The organism is Rhizobacter sp. (assembly GCA_021153565.1).
Lineage (GTDB): Bacteria > Pseudomonadota > Gammaproteobacteria > Burkholderiales > Burkholderiaceae_C > Albitalea.
The window spans coordinates 16002-31212 of record JAJKJU010000002.1 but is presented as its reverse complement, the minus strand read 5'-3'; the positions used below and the strand labels follow the sequence as shown (position 1 = coordinate 31212).

8 protein-coding genes and 2 pseudogenes are annotated in these 15211 nt (G+C 60.8%); 1 reads left to right on the top strand and 9 read right to left on the bottom strand.

Going from position 1 to position 15211, the window contains the following annotated elements; translation table 11 throughout:
• Window positions 1-1053: pseudogene (locus AC30NL_RS00170) on the top strand (IS3 family transposase); the annotation flags it as partial.
• Between the two features lie 20 nt (window positions 1054-1073).
• Here AC30NL_RS00170 and AC30NL_RS00165 read toward each other — a convergent pair.
• From AC30NL_RS00165 to AC30NL_RS00125, 9 genes and pseudogenes are all read right to left on the bottom strand, one after another.
• Window positions 1074-1649: pseudogene (locus AC30NL_RS00165) on the bottom strand (IS6 family transposase); the annotation flags it as partial.
• A gap of 148 nt (window positions 1650-1797) precedes the next feature.
• Window positions 1798-3549: a UvrD-helicase domain-containing protein gene (locus tag AC30NL_RS00160; RefSeq protein WP_489461991.1), complete on the bottom strand. Its 1752-nt coding sequence runs from the start codon at window positions 3547-3549 to the stop codon at window positions 1798-1800.
• On the bottom strand, window positions 3546-5603 hold the full coding sequence (locus AC30NL_RS00155) for an ATP-dependent nuclease (protein ID WP_489461990.1): 2058 nt from the start codon (window positions 5601-5603) through the stop codon (window positions 3546-3548). Before AC30NL_RS00155 ends, AC30NL_RS00160 begins: the two co-directional genes overlap by 4 nt.
• Before the next feature lie 141 nt (window positions 5604-5744).
• A complete protein-coding gene (locus AC30NL_RS00150) occupies window positions 5745-8381 on the bottom strand; it encodes an AAA family ATPase (RefSeq protein WP_489461989.1) in 2637 nt (878 codons plus the stop codon).
• On the bottom strand, window positions 8378-9502 hold the full coding sequence (locus AC30NL_RS00145) for a metallophosphoesterase family protein (RefSeq protein ID WP_489461988.1): 1125 nt from the start codon (window positions 9500-9502) through the stop codon (window positions 8378-8380). The genes AC30NL_RS00150 and AC30NL_RS00145 overlap by 4 nt, the downstream gene beginning before the upstream one ends.
• A gap of 1743 nt (window positions 9503-11245) precedes the next feature.
• Window positions 11246-11719 carry a hypothetical protein gene (locus tag AC30NL_RS00140; protein ID WP_489461987.1) on the bottom strand — a complete coding sequence of 158 codons (474 nt, stop codon included), beginning with the start codon at window positions 11717-11719 and terminating at the stop codon, window positions 11246-11248.
• Entirely contained in the window at window positions 11716-12159 is a 444-nt protein-coding gene (locus AC30NL_RS00135; protein ID WP_489461986.1) for a hypothetical protein, read from the bottom strand. Before AC30NL_RS00135 ends, AC30NL_RS00140 begins: the two co-directional genes overlap by 4 nt.
• A gap of 64 nt (window positions 12160-12223) precedes the next feature.
• Entirely contained in the window at window positions 12224-12703 is a 480-nt protein-coding gene (locus tag AC30NL_RS00130) for a JAB domain-containing protein (RefSeq protein WP_489461985.1), read from the bottom strand.
• A gap of 148 nt (window positions 12704-12851) precedes the next feature.
• Window positions 12852-15140: a helicase-related protein gene (locus AC30NL_RS00125; protein WP_489461992.1), complete on the bottom strand. Its 2289-nt coding sequence runs from the start codon at window positions 15138-15140 to the stop codon at window positions 12852-12854.
• Between the last annotated feature and the right edge of the window lie 71 nt (window positions 15141-15211).

The following is a 15211-nucleotide window of genomic DNA, read 5'->3' as shown; positions in this document are numbered from 1 at the left end:
TGAGCAACTGGGTACGGCTGGCCGACAAGGGCGCGCTGCAAGGTGCCGGTGAACGCCCGGTGAGTGCCGAGCAGATGGAGCTGGCGAGGCTGCGCGCCGAGTTGGCACGCGTGAAGATGGAGCGCGACATCCTAAAAAAGCGACGGCGTACTTTGCGAGGGAATCGCTGTGAAGTACGCCTGGATTTTTCTGTTCCGAGCGATGTGGCCGATCACGCTGATCTGCGAGGTTCTGAACGTCAGTGTCAGCGGCTACTTCGAGCACCAGCGCAGACACGCACAAGACCGGCCCAAAATGCCCAGTGGGCGACACAGCAACGAGGCGCTGCTGGCGCACATTCGAGCCATTCACGTCGAAGTCAAAGGCGAATACGGCTGGCCAATGGTATGGAAGGAGTTGCTCGCGCGAGGTATCCGCGTGGGCAAGGACCGCGTTCAGCGGCTCATGAAAGCGCATGGCATCAAGGCCCGAGGCAAGCGGAAGTTCGTCGTCACCACCGACAGCAAACACAGCTTGCCAGTGGCCGAAAACCTCCTGGCCAGGGACTTCACGCCGAGCGAGCCTGATCGCGTGTGGAGCAGCGACATCACCTACATTGCCACCGATGAAGGCTGGCTGTACTTGGCCTGCGTGATTGACCTGTTCAGCCGCCAAGTGGTGGGCTGGAGCATGCAGACCAGCTTGGTGACGGACGCGTTGCGCATGGCGTGGTTCAGGCGGCATCCGGGGACAGGGTTGATCTTCCATTCGGACCGGGGAAGCCAGTACTGCAGCGGTTCGTTCCAGGCTGCGCTCGCCAGCTACGGCATGCGCAGCTCGATGAGTCGCAAGGGAAACTGCTGGGACAATGCGCCCACGGAGAGCCTGTGGGGCAGCCTGAAAGTGGGCAGGTTGTACGGCAAGAAATTTGCCACCCAGCGCCAAGCGATGGACGAAGTGATCGACTGGTTGGCGTTCTACAACCATCGCCGACTTCACTCCACGCTGGGCTACATCAGCCCAATGAGGTTCGAAGAAAACTGGCACGCGGGCCAGGCAAAGAAAACCGCGTAATCGAGTGGCTATGGACTAAGTCGATCAAGGGCAAGGTCACGCACGCGCGTGGGCTGGTGTGAGTTCTCGGCCCGGTTGTTCAGTCCCTTGTGCTGGCGATGATCGACGTCGAGCCCAAGATCCTTGTTCGCCGCCGCGTAGCTCTTGAGCTTGTCGGTAATCAGATCCCTCGGGGCGCGACCGTGCTTCTTCAACAGCTCGCGCATGAGCCGCTTGGCCGCGTGCTTGTCGCGGCGGCTTTGCACCAGCACGTCGAGCACCGCGCCATGCTGGTCGACCGCTCGCCACAGCCAATGCTTCTTGCCGTTGATCGTTACGACGACCTCATCGAAGTGCCAGTTGTCGCCACGCGCCAGCGCACTCACTCGGATCCGTCGAGCAATGCCCAGGCCGAACTTCGTCGACCAGCGCCGCACCGTCTCGTAGCTCGCCTCGATGCCGCGCGCAGCAAGCATCTCTTCGACCATTCGCAAGCTCAGCGGGAAGCGAAAGTACAGCCACACGACGTAGCTGATCACCTCCGGCGGGAATCGATGACCGCCGTACGAGATCGGCTTGTCGGCGCCGGTCTCGGCGTGTTCGGTAGCTCGCTTCATCGCTCAAATACTCGCCCACCGCTCGTAGCGGGCCAACAAGTTGACAATACCGGAACGAGTGCTTCTTCGCGAACGCTTGGCCCGCGCGCGGGGTTGGGAAGCTGAGCAGGAACATATTGGGCTGGTGCACGTGGACCACTTTCCGCAGTCAGGGAAGGAATGCATGTACCGACTCGTCGCCAAACCACGCCTGCAGTGTCGCGATTCCTTGGTTCGTAAGCTCCTGCGTGAAAAGCAATGCCAAGCGCGTGGTGGGTCGTGAACAGGCGACGTAGAACAGGTTGCGATATCGCTCGAAAGCATCCTGCTTGTCCGCAGGAACCTGACCCACTTCGACCCAGTCAAGGTACTGGCCGATGTTGTAGACGTTCCAGCCGCGACCTAGTACCACCAAGACGTTCTCGAATTGGTCGCCCTTGACGCTGTGTTTTGTTGCGAATGGCGTGTGGCCATTGATGAACTTGTCGAGCGCAATCACCTCGCCGTAGGCGACGTTCCGCAGTTTCCTTGTGAGCTCGATCCGGTCCGGGACGCTTTCGCCGTCTCGAGGCACGAATTCGCTCGCGTCCCTCTCTCGCCTGAGGATCTGATCAGGCAGTCGAATGTAGCCTCCGGTGCCGATGTGGGCAACGACGTCCCCTACGGTTGCTGTTTCCCTGAGCGCCACAAGTTCGGCCATCGACGTGGCCCACTTCAGCTTGGCCTGGTGCGACTCGAAGCGTGGCGCAGCGCTGCCCAGCAGTTCAAACATCTCGCCGTAGCGCTTGCGGACAAACGCGTCGCACGCCGGCTCCAACCGATCAACGAAGAACCCAATGTAGTCGTCCTGCTTCTTGATGAACAGGTCCGTGTATGGAAAAACTCTTGCGAGGTTGGAGTAGCCCTGCTCGTTCGCCAGCACGTTGTGCGTCAGCATAAGGATCTTGGTCTTGTCCGCCGAGAATTCCCAGCCATCGTCTGCCAGCTTAGCCATCATCGCCTCTAGGAACCGGTGGGCCTGGTCTGCAGGAAGATCGCCCTTCCAATGGCCACCTCCGGTCCCTGGCCGACGCTGCCCTACCCAACCGTTGGTGTGGTACGCGACAGCAGAGCCAATAAACTGCTCGTCGTAGACAGCCTGAGGCAACTCCGGCCTCATGGCATTGAGCACTTTGACGATGGACGTCGCGGAGCGGAAATTCGCCTTCTTGCCGATTTCCTTCAGATCAGGATCGACAACGTGACCGCAGGTGTCGTCATAGATACGTTGCCAGTGGTCGCCGAATAGACCAACCAGAGGCCCCCCTGGCCGACCAATCAGGTTCTCCTTGATGGCGTCCATGATGCCCACGTTGGTGTCTTGGTACTCGTCGATGAGCACGAATGGGAATCGGTCCGCGAGCACGGCTTGAAACTTCGGTCGCGCCAGCAGCGTCGCAGCGATGGATAAGACGTCGTCGTGATGAAGCGAAATCGTTGTGTCAGTAATGCGGCGATAGCCCAGCTCGTACTCCACGCGCTGGCCCGCCATCGCAATCTGCGAGTCCGCCAAACGCTCTGGCCATTTGGCCAGTGTGGGAACGAGCTGGCGCAGCACACCATGGAAGTCCTTGACCAGCGACCAGCAGAATGCGTGGATGGTGTCGGTCAGGACGACCGGGTTGCCATCGATCCGACTGTTGATCACCGCGGTGGCTGCATTGGTGTAGGTGATGCAGGCAATCTGCTGCCCGCGCTGTCGCAGCTTGGCCCCGTGTGAGGCAATCAGTGACTTGAGGGTCTCGACGAGGGAGTAGGTCTTGCCGGCTCCGGCCCCTGCCTCAAGCAAAAAGCTCTCGCCGTCAGCGATGCGGGCCGCGACTTGGTCGTCGGCCGCCTGCGCTGCAAGTAGCGCGGCGCTCGGATTCGCCCCCCCAGTCATGGCGTTGCTCCGGTCGCCCCTGCACCGGCGCCTGCTGGCGGTGGTGCACCGTCCTCGGCGAGCCAGGCCAGCCCTTCGGCGATGTAGCGCGGAGTCCTCCACACGTCTTCGGCCAAAGCGTATTTCAGTGCGAAGTCCGACTTCTTGACGTTGCCGGCGGCCTCCCAGGCCTGGGTCTCCCGTTCCGCATCTCCGGGACCATCGAACGGGAAGAGCGCTGCATTGGCCAGCATGAAGGCGTCTTCAAAGCTGCGCCCACATGGCCCACCGACCACTTCAGGCTGCTGGAACGCCACCCGACGCGTGACGTAGATCTTCGCCTCGTCGGTCGCGGCCAAGAGTTCTGCCTTCGTGACGTCGGCCTTGAACCATGCTTTCAAGCAGGCATTGCTGGTGCGCTCGCCGTGGCGCACTTCGCACTTCTCATAACTCCCTGCTCCATTCGACTTGACGGCATCGATATCGGTAATGACCAGAGTCCTGACTTCCAGGAATTTCAACAGGTCGAAAAAGATGTGTGCGTACGCGCCGCCAATCTCAATCACTGACAGGTACTGGCTCCCCAGCTTCTTCCCATCCTTCCCATCAGCCATGCCCGCATCGAGCATCTTGATCATGCGCGGCAGTAGCAACCGCTCCGTGGTCCCCTCGATCAACACAGCCTTGTCCGCGAAGAAGAGGTCGCAGCGGGTCAGCGTCATGTACTGGTGCAAGAAGCCTCGGTCAGGCTCTTCCATGCCGGCCAGACCCTTACGCAGGTCCTTGACCACCGTCTGCGAAGGTTCACCGTCCGTTCCTGGCTTGGCCAAGAAGTATCGAATCGACTCGAAGTGGGCTTCATTTGCCAGGTGCGATGAGTGGGTCGACACGACGAACTGCACGGGCCACGGGCTGCTTAACTCCGCAGTGAATGCCGCCGCAATCTCTGACAGCTTTCGGATGAAGACTTCCTGCATCTGTGGATGAAGGTGAACCTCCGGCTCCTCGATGAAAATCACCTGGGTTCCCGGGCGCGGCTCGGCTGCGGCATAGCCCTTGAAGAATTCGCGGAGCTGCAGCAGGATGAGAATCAGATTGCGCGTTCCCAGGCCGTTGTAGCCCTCCGGAAGATTCACACCGTTCACGCCGGTGTAGCGAACCTTGGTGTGATTGGTCAGCAGGCGGCTGACGTCCAGCGCGGTTTCCGTCCTGAGCATTTGCTGATCTCCAAGGCTGGGATAGCCAAAAAGCGACAAAGCCGGCAGCAAAGCATCGAGCTTGACGTTGAAGTCCACGCCAATCTTGTCCTGAATGGCGGCGACGGCAAGCTCAAGCTCTCCGGCGATGCCGTGCCCATCAGCATCGGCGGCGTTGTTCTTGGCCGTCGCAAACAGGTTCTCCAAAACCTTGCCAATTACGACCCGGTCCTTCTGGCTGACATCGTCGAGACCACGCTGCGCGCCGATGAAGCCGCTGCCGCAGAGCCTGCGGAGTGCCGTGCCTTCAATGAGTTTGGTGTTTCCAGAGTCGTTGGGATCGATGACAGCAAAGGTCATCCCAAACAGTTGGGTGATGCGATCGCGCAGAGATTTGAAGCAAGCGACCTTGGCTGAGTCAACTTGCTCGTCCGTCGCGGTGGCATCAGGAACGCTTAGCCCTGCGAACAGATCCTTCACCTTGCCATCCTTCAGCCCGTAGCTTGCTACGATCAGGGCCTCAGTGCAGTTCGGATCGAGGTCGATGACAAACTCGCTGAGCGTCCCAAGCGGCTCGTCGACCGTGTATTCAAAGGTCAGCCTGATCTCGATGGTTGGCAAGGCTTGCCGAACCACATCGTCATCTGCCCCTTGGAGGGACGATTTCAAGGCATCCCAGAACGCCTGGTGCGTGCCAAACGAGAAATCCTCAAGTCGGAATGTCGGGCTTCCGTCCTCAAGGACACGTCTCATCACCTCTGTGAGAGATGTCTTGCCGCTATTGTTTCGGCCAACCACCACCGTGGTCCGACCTTCCAGCACCAGGCTAACGTCCTGCAGCAGGCGGAAATTCTTGATCGCGACGTTCTTTAAACGCATCTGAGGCTTCTCCCTTGGCATGGGGCATGGTTTGCAGGTAGGCGTAGGCGCGGTGGCGCTTGCGGATTGGGCCTCGCGATCGACAGCGATGGTTGCCGAAGCGCTGCGATCAGTCACAGTTGTCCTCTACAAGGCGGTCGACTATCCGAGGCTGCGGGGCGCAACACCCAAGTCACTCCACGCCTGTGCGTGGCAGCTGAAAATCAGAATCTGGTGACGGGCCGCCGCGTCATAGAGCACGCGCTTCATCTGCCCGAGGCGTTTCTCGTCGGTGTGCACGAGCGCGTCATCAAGGATGAGCAACGTAGGCTTTCCCGCTGCCTTGAGTAGGTCGGCGTAGGCGAGCCGCGCCACCACACCCATTTGCTCTCTGGCTCCGACGCTCAGATCCTCGAACTCTCCGCTTTCGGCACCGTTGGAACCCTCCCTCGTGATGAGACCGGGCAAGAGATCCTCGCTCACTTCGATGCTTGCCCCTGGGAACAAGATCTGCAGATAGTGGTTGAGGTGCTTTTGGAGCGGCGCCCGCAGACGCCGCGCGAGTGCCAAGCGCTTTTCAGTGAGCAGCTTCAGCAAGTGGTCCAACGCCTTCGCCCGGCGATCGAGCTCAGCGCGCCGCCGATCTACTTGCTCGAACTCTCGTTGCTTTTCAGCGGCCACCTCCTCCAACCCAAGAGCCCCCTTTGCCTCAAGGTCTGCCTCAAGTCGAGTGATGTCTGAAGCACGCTGCGCGTGCGCGGCTTCTACTTGCTTTGCACTCCGGTCAAGCCTTTCGACATCCTGCTGCAGCACCGGTAGATTGACCGTCTGTAGCTGGCCGGTGAGTTCAGCTGCTCTGCTTTGGGCCGTTGTCTGATGCGCCAACGCATCGGTCAGCGCCTGACTCGTTTCGGCCTTCATCTCCGCTCGGCGCAGGTCGCTTAGTGTCGCCTTAACCGCCGCAAGTTCTTCTTCTGCCGCCTTGACCTTGGCGCTCGCTTCGCTGGCGGCGAGTTTCGCTTCGTTCAGCTCCAAGGACGCGCCAGCAAGGGCTGCCCGCGCGGCCGACTCCTCTGACTCCGCTTGCGACACAGTCAGCACCGAAGCTTCGGCATCGGTGGGGGCCACCATTGCCTCAAGCAAGATTCTGGCTTCGGTGAGTTTCGCGGTTTGCGCCCCCACTTCCGCGACCAGCGCGGCGAGCCCCTTCGGAGCATGGGCGGCAAGCACTTCGGCCGAGGCCTTCGCCTCGGCCGCACGCTGAGCCTGCAGCCGTTCCCGCTCGTCGGCGGCAGCCAGGCTCGTGACGCCCAGAAGCTGCAGGATGGACGCATGCTTATCTCGCTCGCGGTCGCGATCGCTAGCAAGGCTCTCGAGGTCTTCGCCCCCCGGCAAGACGGAGATGCGGCCGACGCCCTCGATGTCTATGGCGGTGCGGGCGACGACGGTCAGGCGTTTGGACCCTCTCACCTCTGCCTCAGCCATCCACACCTTCGCACTCGGCAGCAACTCGAACTCCAGAGCCGTGGAGGCGGCGTCCAGCCTCGCTTGTGCGGCACGGAGTGCTTCGCTGCAGTCACGCAACCGCTTTAGCTCACCGGCGGGCATGGCAAGAGCCTGAGCATCAGTCTGTAGTTGCGTTAATTTGTCTTGCTCGACTTGAGCCTTGCCTCGGCTCTGCTCGATCGCGGCTACATGCGTTGTCAGGCCTGCAACCGTCCTTGCTTGCGCGACGTACGCGGCTGTCTGGCGCGTTGCATGCAACCGCCCCCGCGCCCTGACGTCGGCTTCCACAGCGGCCGCCAGACGCGGCTCCCAAGCCTGAAGCTGACTCTGTGCCATGCGCAGACACTCCTGAGCGGCCCCCAGGTTCGTCTCGCGCAGCCCGAGGGCCTCCTCGTCTCGCTCCATAGCTTGAAGTTGACCGCGTAGGGCGCCGACGTGGAGTGTGGCCTGCTTCAAGACAGCATCCTGCGCGGCCTTCTTCTCAGACAGCCCCTTGGCTTCGTCCAGCCGCATCTGCGCGGTCGCCAGCTGTTCACGCAACACTGTCCAGGGACGCGCGATATCGTCACGCTTGTGGTCGAGACGCAAGCCTTCGAGGCGATCGACACTGGTCCGATAGGCTTCGATGTCCTTGCGTAAAGCTTCCAGCTCAGTCTCAAGCGCCGACCGTCGGTTAATAGCCTCCAAGAAGGGCCCACGCGGAGCCCCAGTGGACGGGGTAAGAAGTTCGTTGCGCTCCGCCTCAACGGTCTTGATGACAGCGTCCCCACTGGTCGCCGTCAGTTCTCCCAGCGAGCCTCCTAAGGCGTTTCGTAAATGATCGCTGGCAAAACTCACCACTTTAGAGATTTCGTGCGATGTTCCTTGCTTGATCCACAGGAGCCCCGGAATTCCCATGTGTTCTGGCGAATTGGCGCCCTTGCCGGCAAAGCCAAACCCCAGCAGCCCGCCAAGATGGTCTTCTGCGGCCGTTGCGTCCAGTGACTTGCCATCGATGCTTAGCTCGCAGCGCTTTTTGCTCAAGAACGCCTTCGTGAGTCGAGCGGACTTTCCGCCGAGTTCGAACTCGATCTCCACTGTTGGTGTAGTCGAGCTGTCGCTCCACGGCAGCAACGAACCAACGGACCTCGACTTGTGCCGTTCGAAGAATGCCGCGCGTACAGCCTCGGCCACGGTGGACTTGCCAGACTCGTTAGGAGCAACAAAGAGGTTCAGGCCATCGGCGAGGCCGCTCAGTTCCAGCGGCGCTCGAAACCGCTTGAAGTTTTCGATACGCAGACGTTTGAGTTTCATGCAGCCGCTCCCGTGCGAGAGCGCTGGCTGTCAAGGACTCGGGCCAGCGCAAGAATTGCGTCTCGCGCAACCTCGGGCTCGCTGTCACTCTGCTCTGCTCGAAGCCCTTGCAACACCTCGCCCACAAAGCCATCGGCGTGCAACGCCTGAATGTCTTCCTCGGTCGGCTCCAGCCTCAACGCAACGCTGTCCCAGACCACGGCGCGCGCCTTGGCACCAGCTGCGCCTAGCGCGGCGGTGAGCCTGCGATGTCCTGCCAAATTACAAGTCCCAGAGACGTGCACCTGCAGCACATCGTCGCTGCTCACCGAATTCAAGGTGTCCACAAGACCGTCAACGTCCGAGTCGACAGCCATCTGCAGTTCCACCTGACGCCAGCTGAACTTCCCTGTTCGCACAGCCTCGACAACGGGCAAGGCCCCCGCAGCCGCGATGGAAACCAAAAGCGCGTGGCCCGAGTCGTTGTCCTTGAACCGGTCCGACTCCGGTGTGCCGGCATACCAGGTCCTGTCGTCGACACGCTTCGTACCGTGCCAGTCGCCTAGGGCGAGATAGGCCAGTTCCGTATCTTGAGCTCTGCCGGCGGCAATCGGATTCGCCGAGTCAATATCACCAGGAAGGATGCCTTGCACGCACCCGTACGCGAGGCCAATGCGCGGCAAGCCATCGTTGCTGGGAACTGTGCCGAACCAGTCGGTGAGATCGCTATACGTGTGACGCTGGGTAAGCGGCGCTGGCAGCAGGGTGAACTTTTCCTTCAGGACAATGGGCTTGGGCTCCAGACAAATGAGAACGTTGTCAGGAATGGCTTCTATGCGACGAGCTCGAGTCCAGACCGACTCCGCCAGCGCAGCATCGTGATTGCCAGGCATCAGCACCCATGTACCTGCGAAGCCCTGCATTGCATTGAAGAGCCGCCGGAGAGTCTTGTCGGCAACGGTCTGGGCATCAAACACATCACCGGCCACGAGTACTGCGTCGACGTTGCGCTCCGTGGCGATCGACGCCAAGCGCTCCACAGTCCCGAAGCGCGCCTCGAATAGTGCGGCGGCGTCGTCAGACTCGAACTGCGAAAACATCCGACCGATCTGCCAATCGGCCGTATGCAGCAATGAAATCAAAATGTCTCTCCCTTGATTGTTCCGTTCTTCCGGCAGGCGCCCCCTGACGGCTTACTCGGTATTCCTGACCGACCGCATATGGCCGCGCCACCACCGAGGACCACAGCGACTCACTTGAGATTCCTCCCGAAGGGACAGCGGCTACGAGATAAACACACCCACTATGGGAGCTCTTCGTTGCTTGTTGCCTTACTGTTTATCGGAAGCACAAGATGAAGGTTGTCGTCCATTTTCGTGAAATTGGTGCTACGCGAAAGATGTTGTCTGCAGAACTTTGGAGATGCACCACCGAAGTGAGTCGAGGCTCGCGCGTCTGAGGCTAGGACGCACCGGGCTCGACACTTGCCGCAGGGTTGTATCGGACCATTGCCACGGCGCGCGAGTACCTGTCGTTTCAAACGGCTGATCCAATGCGTCAACGTTCAGCTCAACGCTAACGTCGGACCCCAACAAAGCGACGATGGCCCCGATAGGCCACTGCGACCCGCCCTTGAGCGCATCCACGCGGGCACACTGACATTGTGGTGTGCGGTTTCGAGAGCAAGCAGTTCCTCAACTATCTCAACGCGATGGGGGAGGCAGGATGGGGGCTTGCTTCGACAGAAGCGGTCCTGCGTGCCGCCCATTCGGACTGTCGACCCGGTATCGCGTGCGGACGGCGCTGCCAACGCTCGATACCAAGACACGCCGACATGCGCGGCGATTCCAACCACGAGCGCATGCCAGCGATGTGCTTTGCCGCGGTGACGTCAGATCCCCCACGGTCATAACCGATTGACGTGAAGCAGCTGAGACGCCCCGTGAAGGCTCTGTTTGATCTGCCAGTAATCGAGTACTCGCGAAAGGACACTACGATGTCGCCCCAAAAGTCAGTGGCCAAGCAATTGCTTGCTGAATCTGGTCACGGATGCGCAGCGGTCACTTATGACCGCAACGCCTGGGACCGCGTGGATGGCTGCGTCGCAGTGTGATGCCCTGCTTTACCCGGCCTTCTTCCAGAACAGAAAGAAGCCAGCGGTTACGGGAAACGATCCGCGGTTCTCATCGAATCTCACAGGGAGCAACTCGCGCACCCGGCGGTGCGGCAGAAGCCCAGCAAGGACAATCTGATGGCCTGACGGAGATCATCGGCCCTCATCGACGGAGCCTCCGAGCACAGAACTCCACTGCGACGCCGATACGACCTGACTCAAGACGAGCGACGATGCTCTGCGCAGAGGATGATGCTCCATGGGAAGTCTTTCTGCGAAACCCAATGCGCGCAGCTCGGTGATCTCCTTGGAAAATCGCCGCATTGCCCGCCGCCTTTGCAGTGCCAGAGTTGACGATCCGGTTGGTGCTGGGACAGGCAAGTCACCAATCCCGGTGGTAGCTGAGAATGATAGCGATCATGATCGCCGGCCGAGCCGGCATGGGAAGGCCTCTCCGAGGTGTGCAAGCACCGCAGGGCGATCAATAGCGTTCGCGACAGACTCGGATTGGCCTGAAGACATCACACGCCTGTCAATGGGAGTGGGTGAACATTGCCTCGCTCCATCCCCTCAAAGTGGGCACCTGAACGCAGGAATCAAAGCGCTCCACGCGATAGCCAGTGTTGCCCTTTCAATGGATTGATCGGTTGACACCAACCCCGAAGGGCTGGCGATAGTCCCTTCGGGGTTTCTGGTGCTTGGGGTTCGCGGATTGCCCCCTGATCAATGTGTTGACCCGGTCCGGCGGTACGCCGGTCCCGGGCCAACGGAGTTACGAGCCGAACAGCTCGCGACTGCTCACTCGTTTGAGCCACTCAGGGCCGCGCGTGTTGCGAAGCAACTGCAACGACGCGGCATGGGTGTTCGCCAGCATGGGATAGGTGGATCGCTCCCAGCACCGCCACAGCGCGGACTTCCACGCGCGGCCGTGAAGAGAACGAAATGCCAAGAGCGCGTCCAACTCAGCGCGCGACAGAGCGACGTCGATGCACTTGTTGTCCGCGTACTGCAGCATGTGTTCCCACTCGATGGGAGCCGTCTTTCGAAGAATCGATCGCACCTTTTCGTGATGCGGCAACGTGCCGGCGAGGATGATGTACCAGGCCGCGGCGTCGTCGACGAGGACGTCCGCCTCGTCGACATGCTGGACCTGCAGGAGTCCACCTGCGTCGATGAGATCCCACCCTTCGGCGCTGGCCGCATTGCTGTCTTCTCGATTCCATTCAACATCCGCGACAGCGCTCATGCATGCAGCTCGCACACGTCAATCCACAGGCTGGCCCGATCCAGGACCTCAATCCTTTCGCAGTCGCCTCGCTCATGTGCAGTAGCGAGAGAAGCGATATGGCGATCGATTTGCCCCGACGTGAACACGGGCTCGCCAGCGCTCTCGTACTCGCTCAAGGCCTTGCGCAACGTTTTCTCTGCCGCTTGCCGCGTGCGGTGAACAGTCACCGCGATGCCCAGTTCCCCGTGCTCCAGAACAGCGAAGACTTCGTCAGCGGGCGGCTCGGCAGCATTTGCAAGACGCTCGCGCAGAGCTTCTATTTCGTTGGGCTGCAACGGCCAGAAATCACCGGCGCTTGCGACGACGTTTTCAGCTACGTCGAGCACCGCGCCGACACGCTGCCACAGGCGCAGCGCGGCGAGGGTCGTGCTCAGTTCGCATTCGTTGGGTTGGTACATGTTTTTCTCCAATGAAGTGATGGAGAGCGCCCACCCCGGCGCCTCCTTGGGTTGATGAACGGGTCTAGATCAGCCCGCGCTGAGCGAACGACACGGCAGACTCGGCGGAAACCACGAAGTGGTCTAGTAGTTTCACGTCGACGAGATCAAGGGCTCGCTTCAAGTGGGCCGTGATTAACTCGTCTGCACTCGACGGATCGCAGTGACCCGATGGATGGTTATGAAACGCGACACAAGCGGCGCAGTTGTGATGCAAAGCCCGCATCACCACCTCTCGTGGATGCACCGTGGTTTGCGTGAGCGTGCCGCGGAACATCTCTTCGATCGCGATGACTGCGTGCTGGGCGTCGAGAAACACCAAGCCGAACACCTCGTAGCCAAGGCCTCCGATGCGAAGCCGCAGGTATTGCTTGAATACATCGGGACTGCTGAGCACGGGACCGCGCAGTCGCCTGTTCAGCACCGACATCGCGCGGCCGAGGATCTCGCTTTCTTCGGGACTCCAATTGCCGTAGGGCACGGTGACATCTTCAACACGAAGCATGTTGACTTCTCCTTTGAGTGAATGTCGGGTGCCCCGGCCCCATCGGGGCGCATGGACGACCCGTCGGGGGGAATGAAGCGCACTTCTCAGTGCGCGGCTTTTGACCGGCCTACTGCCGGTGACCACGTTGGATTACGTGGCGGTTTGGTCAGGCCATCAATTTCTTGGCCAGGGCGACCTCAATGCTGTCGCCTGCGTCGTTCAAAATCTCCAGGCCGGAATCGGGCATATCACCCGACGTCGACTGGGACACGGCGATCTTCTTGGCCATCAACCGCAGGCACTCCATCTGTGCGCTGCCTTCGTAGCCGAGGAAGTGAACCTCGACGTCGACCTTCTGCCCGATGCGCCAGGAGCGCCGGGCGGCTTGCTGAACGGTGTATACGTTGAAGCCCGACTGCATGAACACGATCGTCGGAAACTCGAGCAAGTCGAGACCCGTCTTCACGAGTTCGGGGTTGCAGATCATCACGTCAATGCCACGGTCGACCTGTTCGGCGACCCAGTCTTCTCGACGCGAAGCATCCACGCTGGCGCGCAGGACTGCAGTCTTGAAACCTTGCTCATCAAGCATCGCTTTAAGGCGCGCCGTCGTGTCGCGTGTTCCGCTGTAGACGGAGTACACGAGCACACGGCGCCCGCGCGCCTTCTGCTTGCGGCAAAGCTCCAGCAGATCCACCTCTTTCGGCGTCGGAACGCCTTCGTGGAAGACTGCGCGTTGGAAGGCCAGCATCCGGCGTGTGTGCGGATGGCAAACCGACTCGTCACGAAAGCTACAGTCCGGCCAGGCCAGCAGCACGTTGAGCACCACACCGAGAAGGCTGTTGTCACCCAGCCTCAGAGCGTTCTTCAATTCCTTGACCAGCACGCTCGCCAACTTGTCATAGGCCACCTGCTGCTCCTCGGTCATCTTGATGGAGGTGAAGTACTCCCTGTACGGCGGGAGCACCTTCTGGCCGATGTCCTTGAGCTTGAGGAAGACCGTGATCGGCAGGACGTAGCGAAGAATGCCCTTGGGTCCGAACCCGGGCGCTTTTGACACGCGATGCGTGACGTGGTTGCCTTTGGAGGTACGGTGCGACTTCTTCGAGGACTCCTTGTAGATGTCCTTGATCACCCCATGCTCGCGCATGAAGCTCATCGTTGCACTGGCCATGCTGCCGCGCTTGCTTGGGCGGAAGCCGTCTTGGATCATGCTGCGCGGATCCAGACGCCACAGCAGGTGAAACAGGTCGTCGGCATAACCCCCCATCAGCGTGCCGGTCAACAGGAGCGCCTTGCGGCACTTGCGTGCCAGCACCCCCATCGCCTGCCCCTGGGCAGAGCCTTCGTTCTTGTACTCGTGGCCTTCATCGACGATCAAAAGCCCGAAGTAGTCCTGCGGCAAGTACCGCTTGACGTACTCGGTGGGCTGGTAGCCGCCCTCTCCGAATGAAAACTCGAAGTTGGCCAGCGCCCGTTCCATTCGATTCGCTTGCCGATCGCCGAAAACCAGCTTGCCCTGCTCGTCCATGAGGTACAGGAACTCGTAGACGTTGTCGCCGAGCATCGATCCCAAGAGGTCCTCGCCGAAGGTATTCACGAGGCGCTGAGCCGTCTTCTCACCGATCGTCGGCATCTGTTGCAACGCATCGAGCACCAGGTCCTTGAACGATCGCGCGGGCCTGCCCGGGCGGATCAAGGTCCACAGTGCTTCGCCGCACTTCTCACAGGCGCCGCGCTTGTCGGACAGCATGGCCGTGGCCAGCACCACCGATACCGGCAGTGGATGACCATCGGCGTCGGGTCGACTGATCGTCGTGCCGCACCGAGGGCAACAGGCGTATTCGACACGCTGGACGCTGCCATCAATACCGCGGTCGATGCCCTTTCGGACATTGAACGCCGGCCGCCAATGAAAGCCCATGCGCATGCGCACACGGCCGAGGATGAAGAACTCGGGCTCGTTCGAAGGAGGTGCACCCAGCGCCGCGCGCAACGCGAGCAGCTTTCGCAGCGTGTCGGGCCCGTTGAGGATCCACACGCGTGCGCCCGGCACCGTTTCTTTGATCTCGCGCCGCCACTTGTAGACCAGGTGGGGCGGAGAGATGACAAGGACGCGGCGCAGTCCTTCCGCGATGGCGATGGCGGCCAGACAGATGGCCATCATCGTCTTGCCTGTGCCCATCTCGGCGTTGAGCACTGCGGCAGGACCGTCGTGGTCAAGCAGCGAGGTGGCCAGCGCGTGAATCGCGTCGCGTTGCGCCTCGAACGGCTTGCGTTTGAGCGCATCCATGACGGCATTGCGCGTCGGCAACTGCTTGCCGTCGTAGATCGGCGGGTTCTGACTGCGCACCTGTTGCAATAGTCCGGCGCCGAACTCGTTGATGAAATCGACCAGGTTAATCGGGCCGGCGTTGGTTGACGCTTCGAGCACGTCCGCCGGCGGCGCCGGCATGTCGACGACTGCATTCATGTGATGGATCTCCATGAGGATGCGGAGATCGCCCCCGTGGGCAGATCCCCGCG

Excerpts from the sequence above, each read along its gene's own strand:
- AC30NL_RS00150 (WP_489461989.1), bottom strand. The coding sequence starts at position 8,381 with ATGAAACTCAAACGTCTGCGTATCGAAAACTTCAAGCGGTTTCGAGCG.
- AC30NL_RS00160 (WP_489461991.1), bottom strand. The coding sequence starts at position 3,549 with ATGACTGGGGGGGCGAATCCGAGCGCCGCGCTACTTGCAGCGCAGGCG.
- AC30NL_RS00130 (WP_489461985.1), bottom strand. The coding sequence starts at position 12,703 with ATGCTTCGTGTTGAAGATGTCACCGTGCCCTACGGCAATTGGAGTCCC.
- AC30NL_RS00140 (WP_489461987.1), bottom strand. The coding sequence starts at position 11,719 with ATGAGCGCTGTCGCGGATGTTGAATGGAATCGAGAAGACAGCAATGCG.
- AC30NL_RS00135 (WP_489461986.1), bottom strand. The coding sequence starts at position 12,159 with ATGTACCAACCCAACGAATGCGAACTGAGCACGACCCTCGCCGCGCTG.
- AC30NL_RS00125 (WP_489461992.1), bottom strand. The coding sequence starts at position 15,140 with ATGCCGGCGCCGCCGGCGGACGTGCTCGAAGCGTCAACCAACGCCGGC.
- AC30NL_RS00155 (WP_489461990.1), bottom strand. The coding sequence starts at position 5,603 with ATGCGTTTAAAGAACGTCGCGATCAAGAATTTCCGCCTGCTGCAGGAC.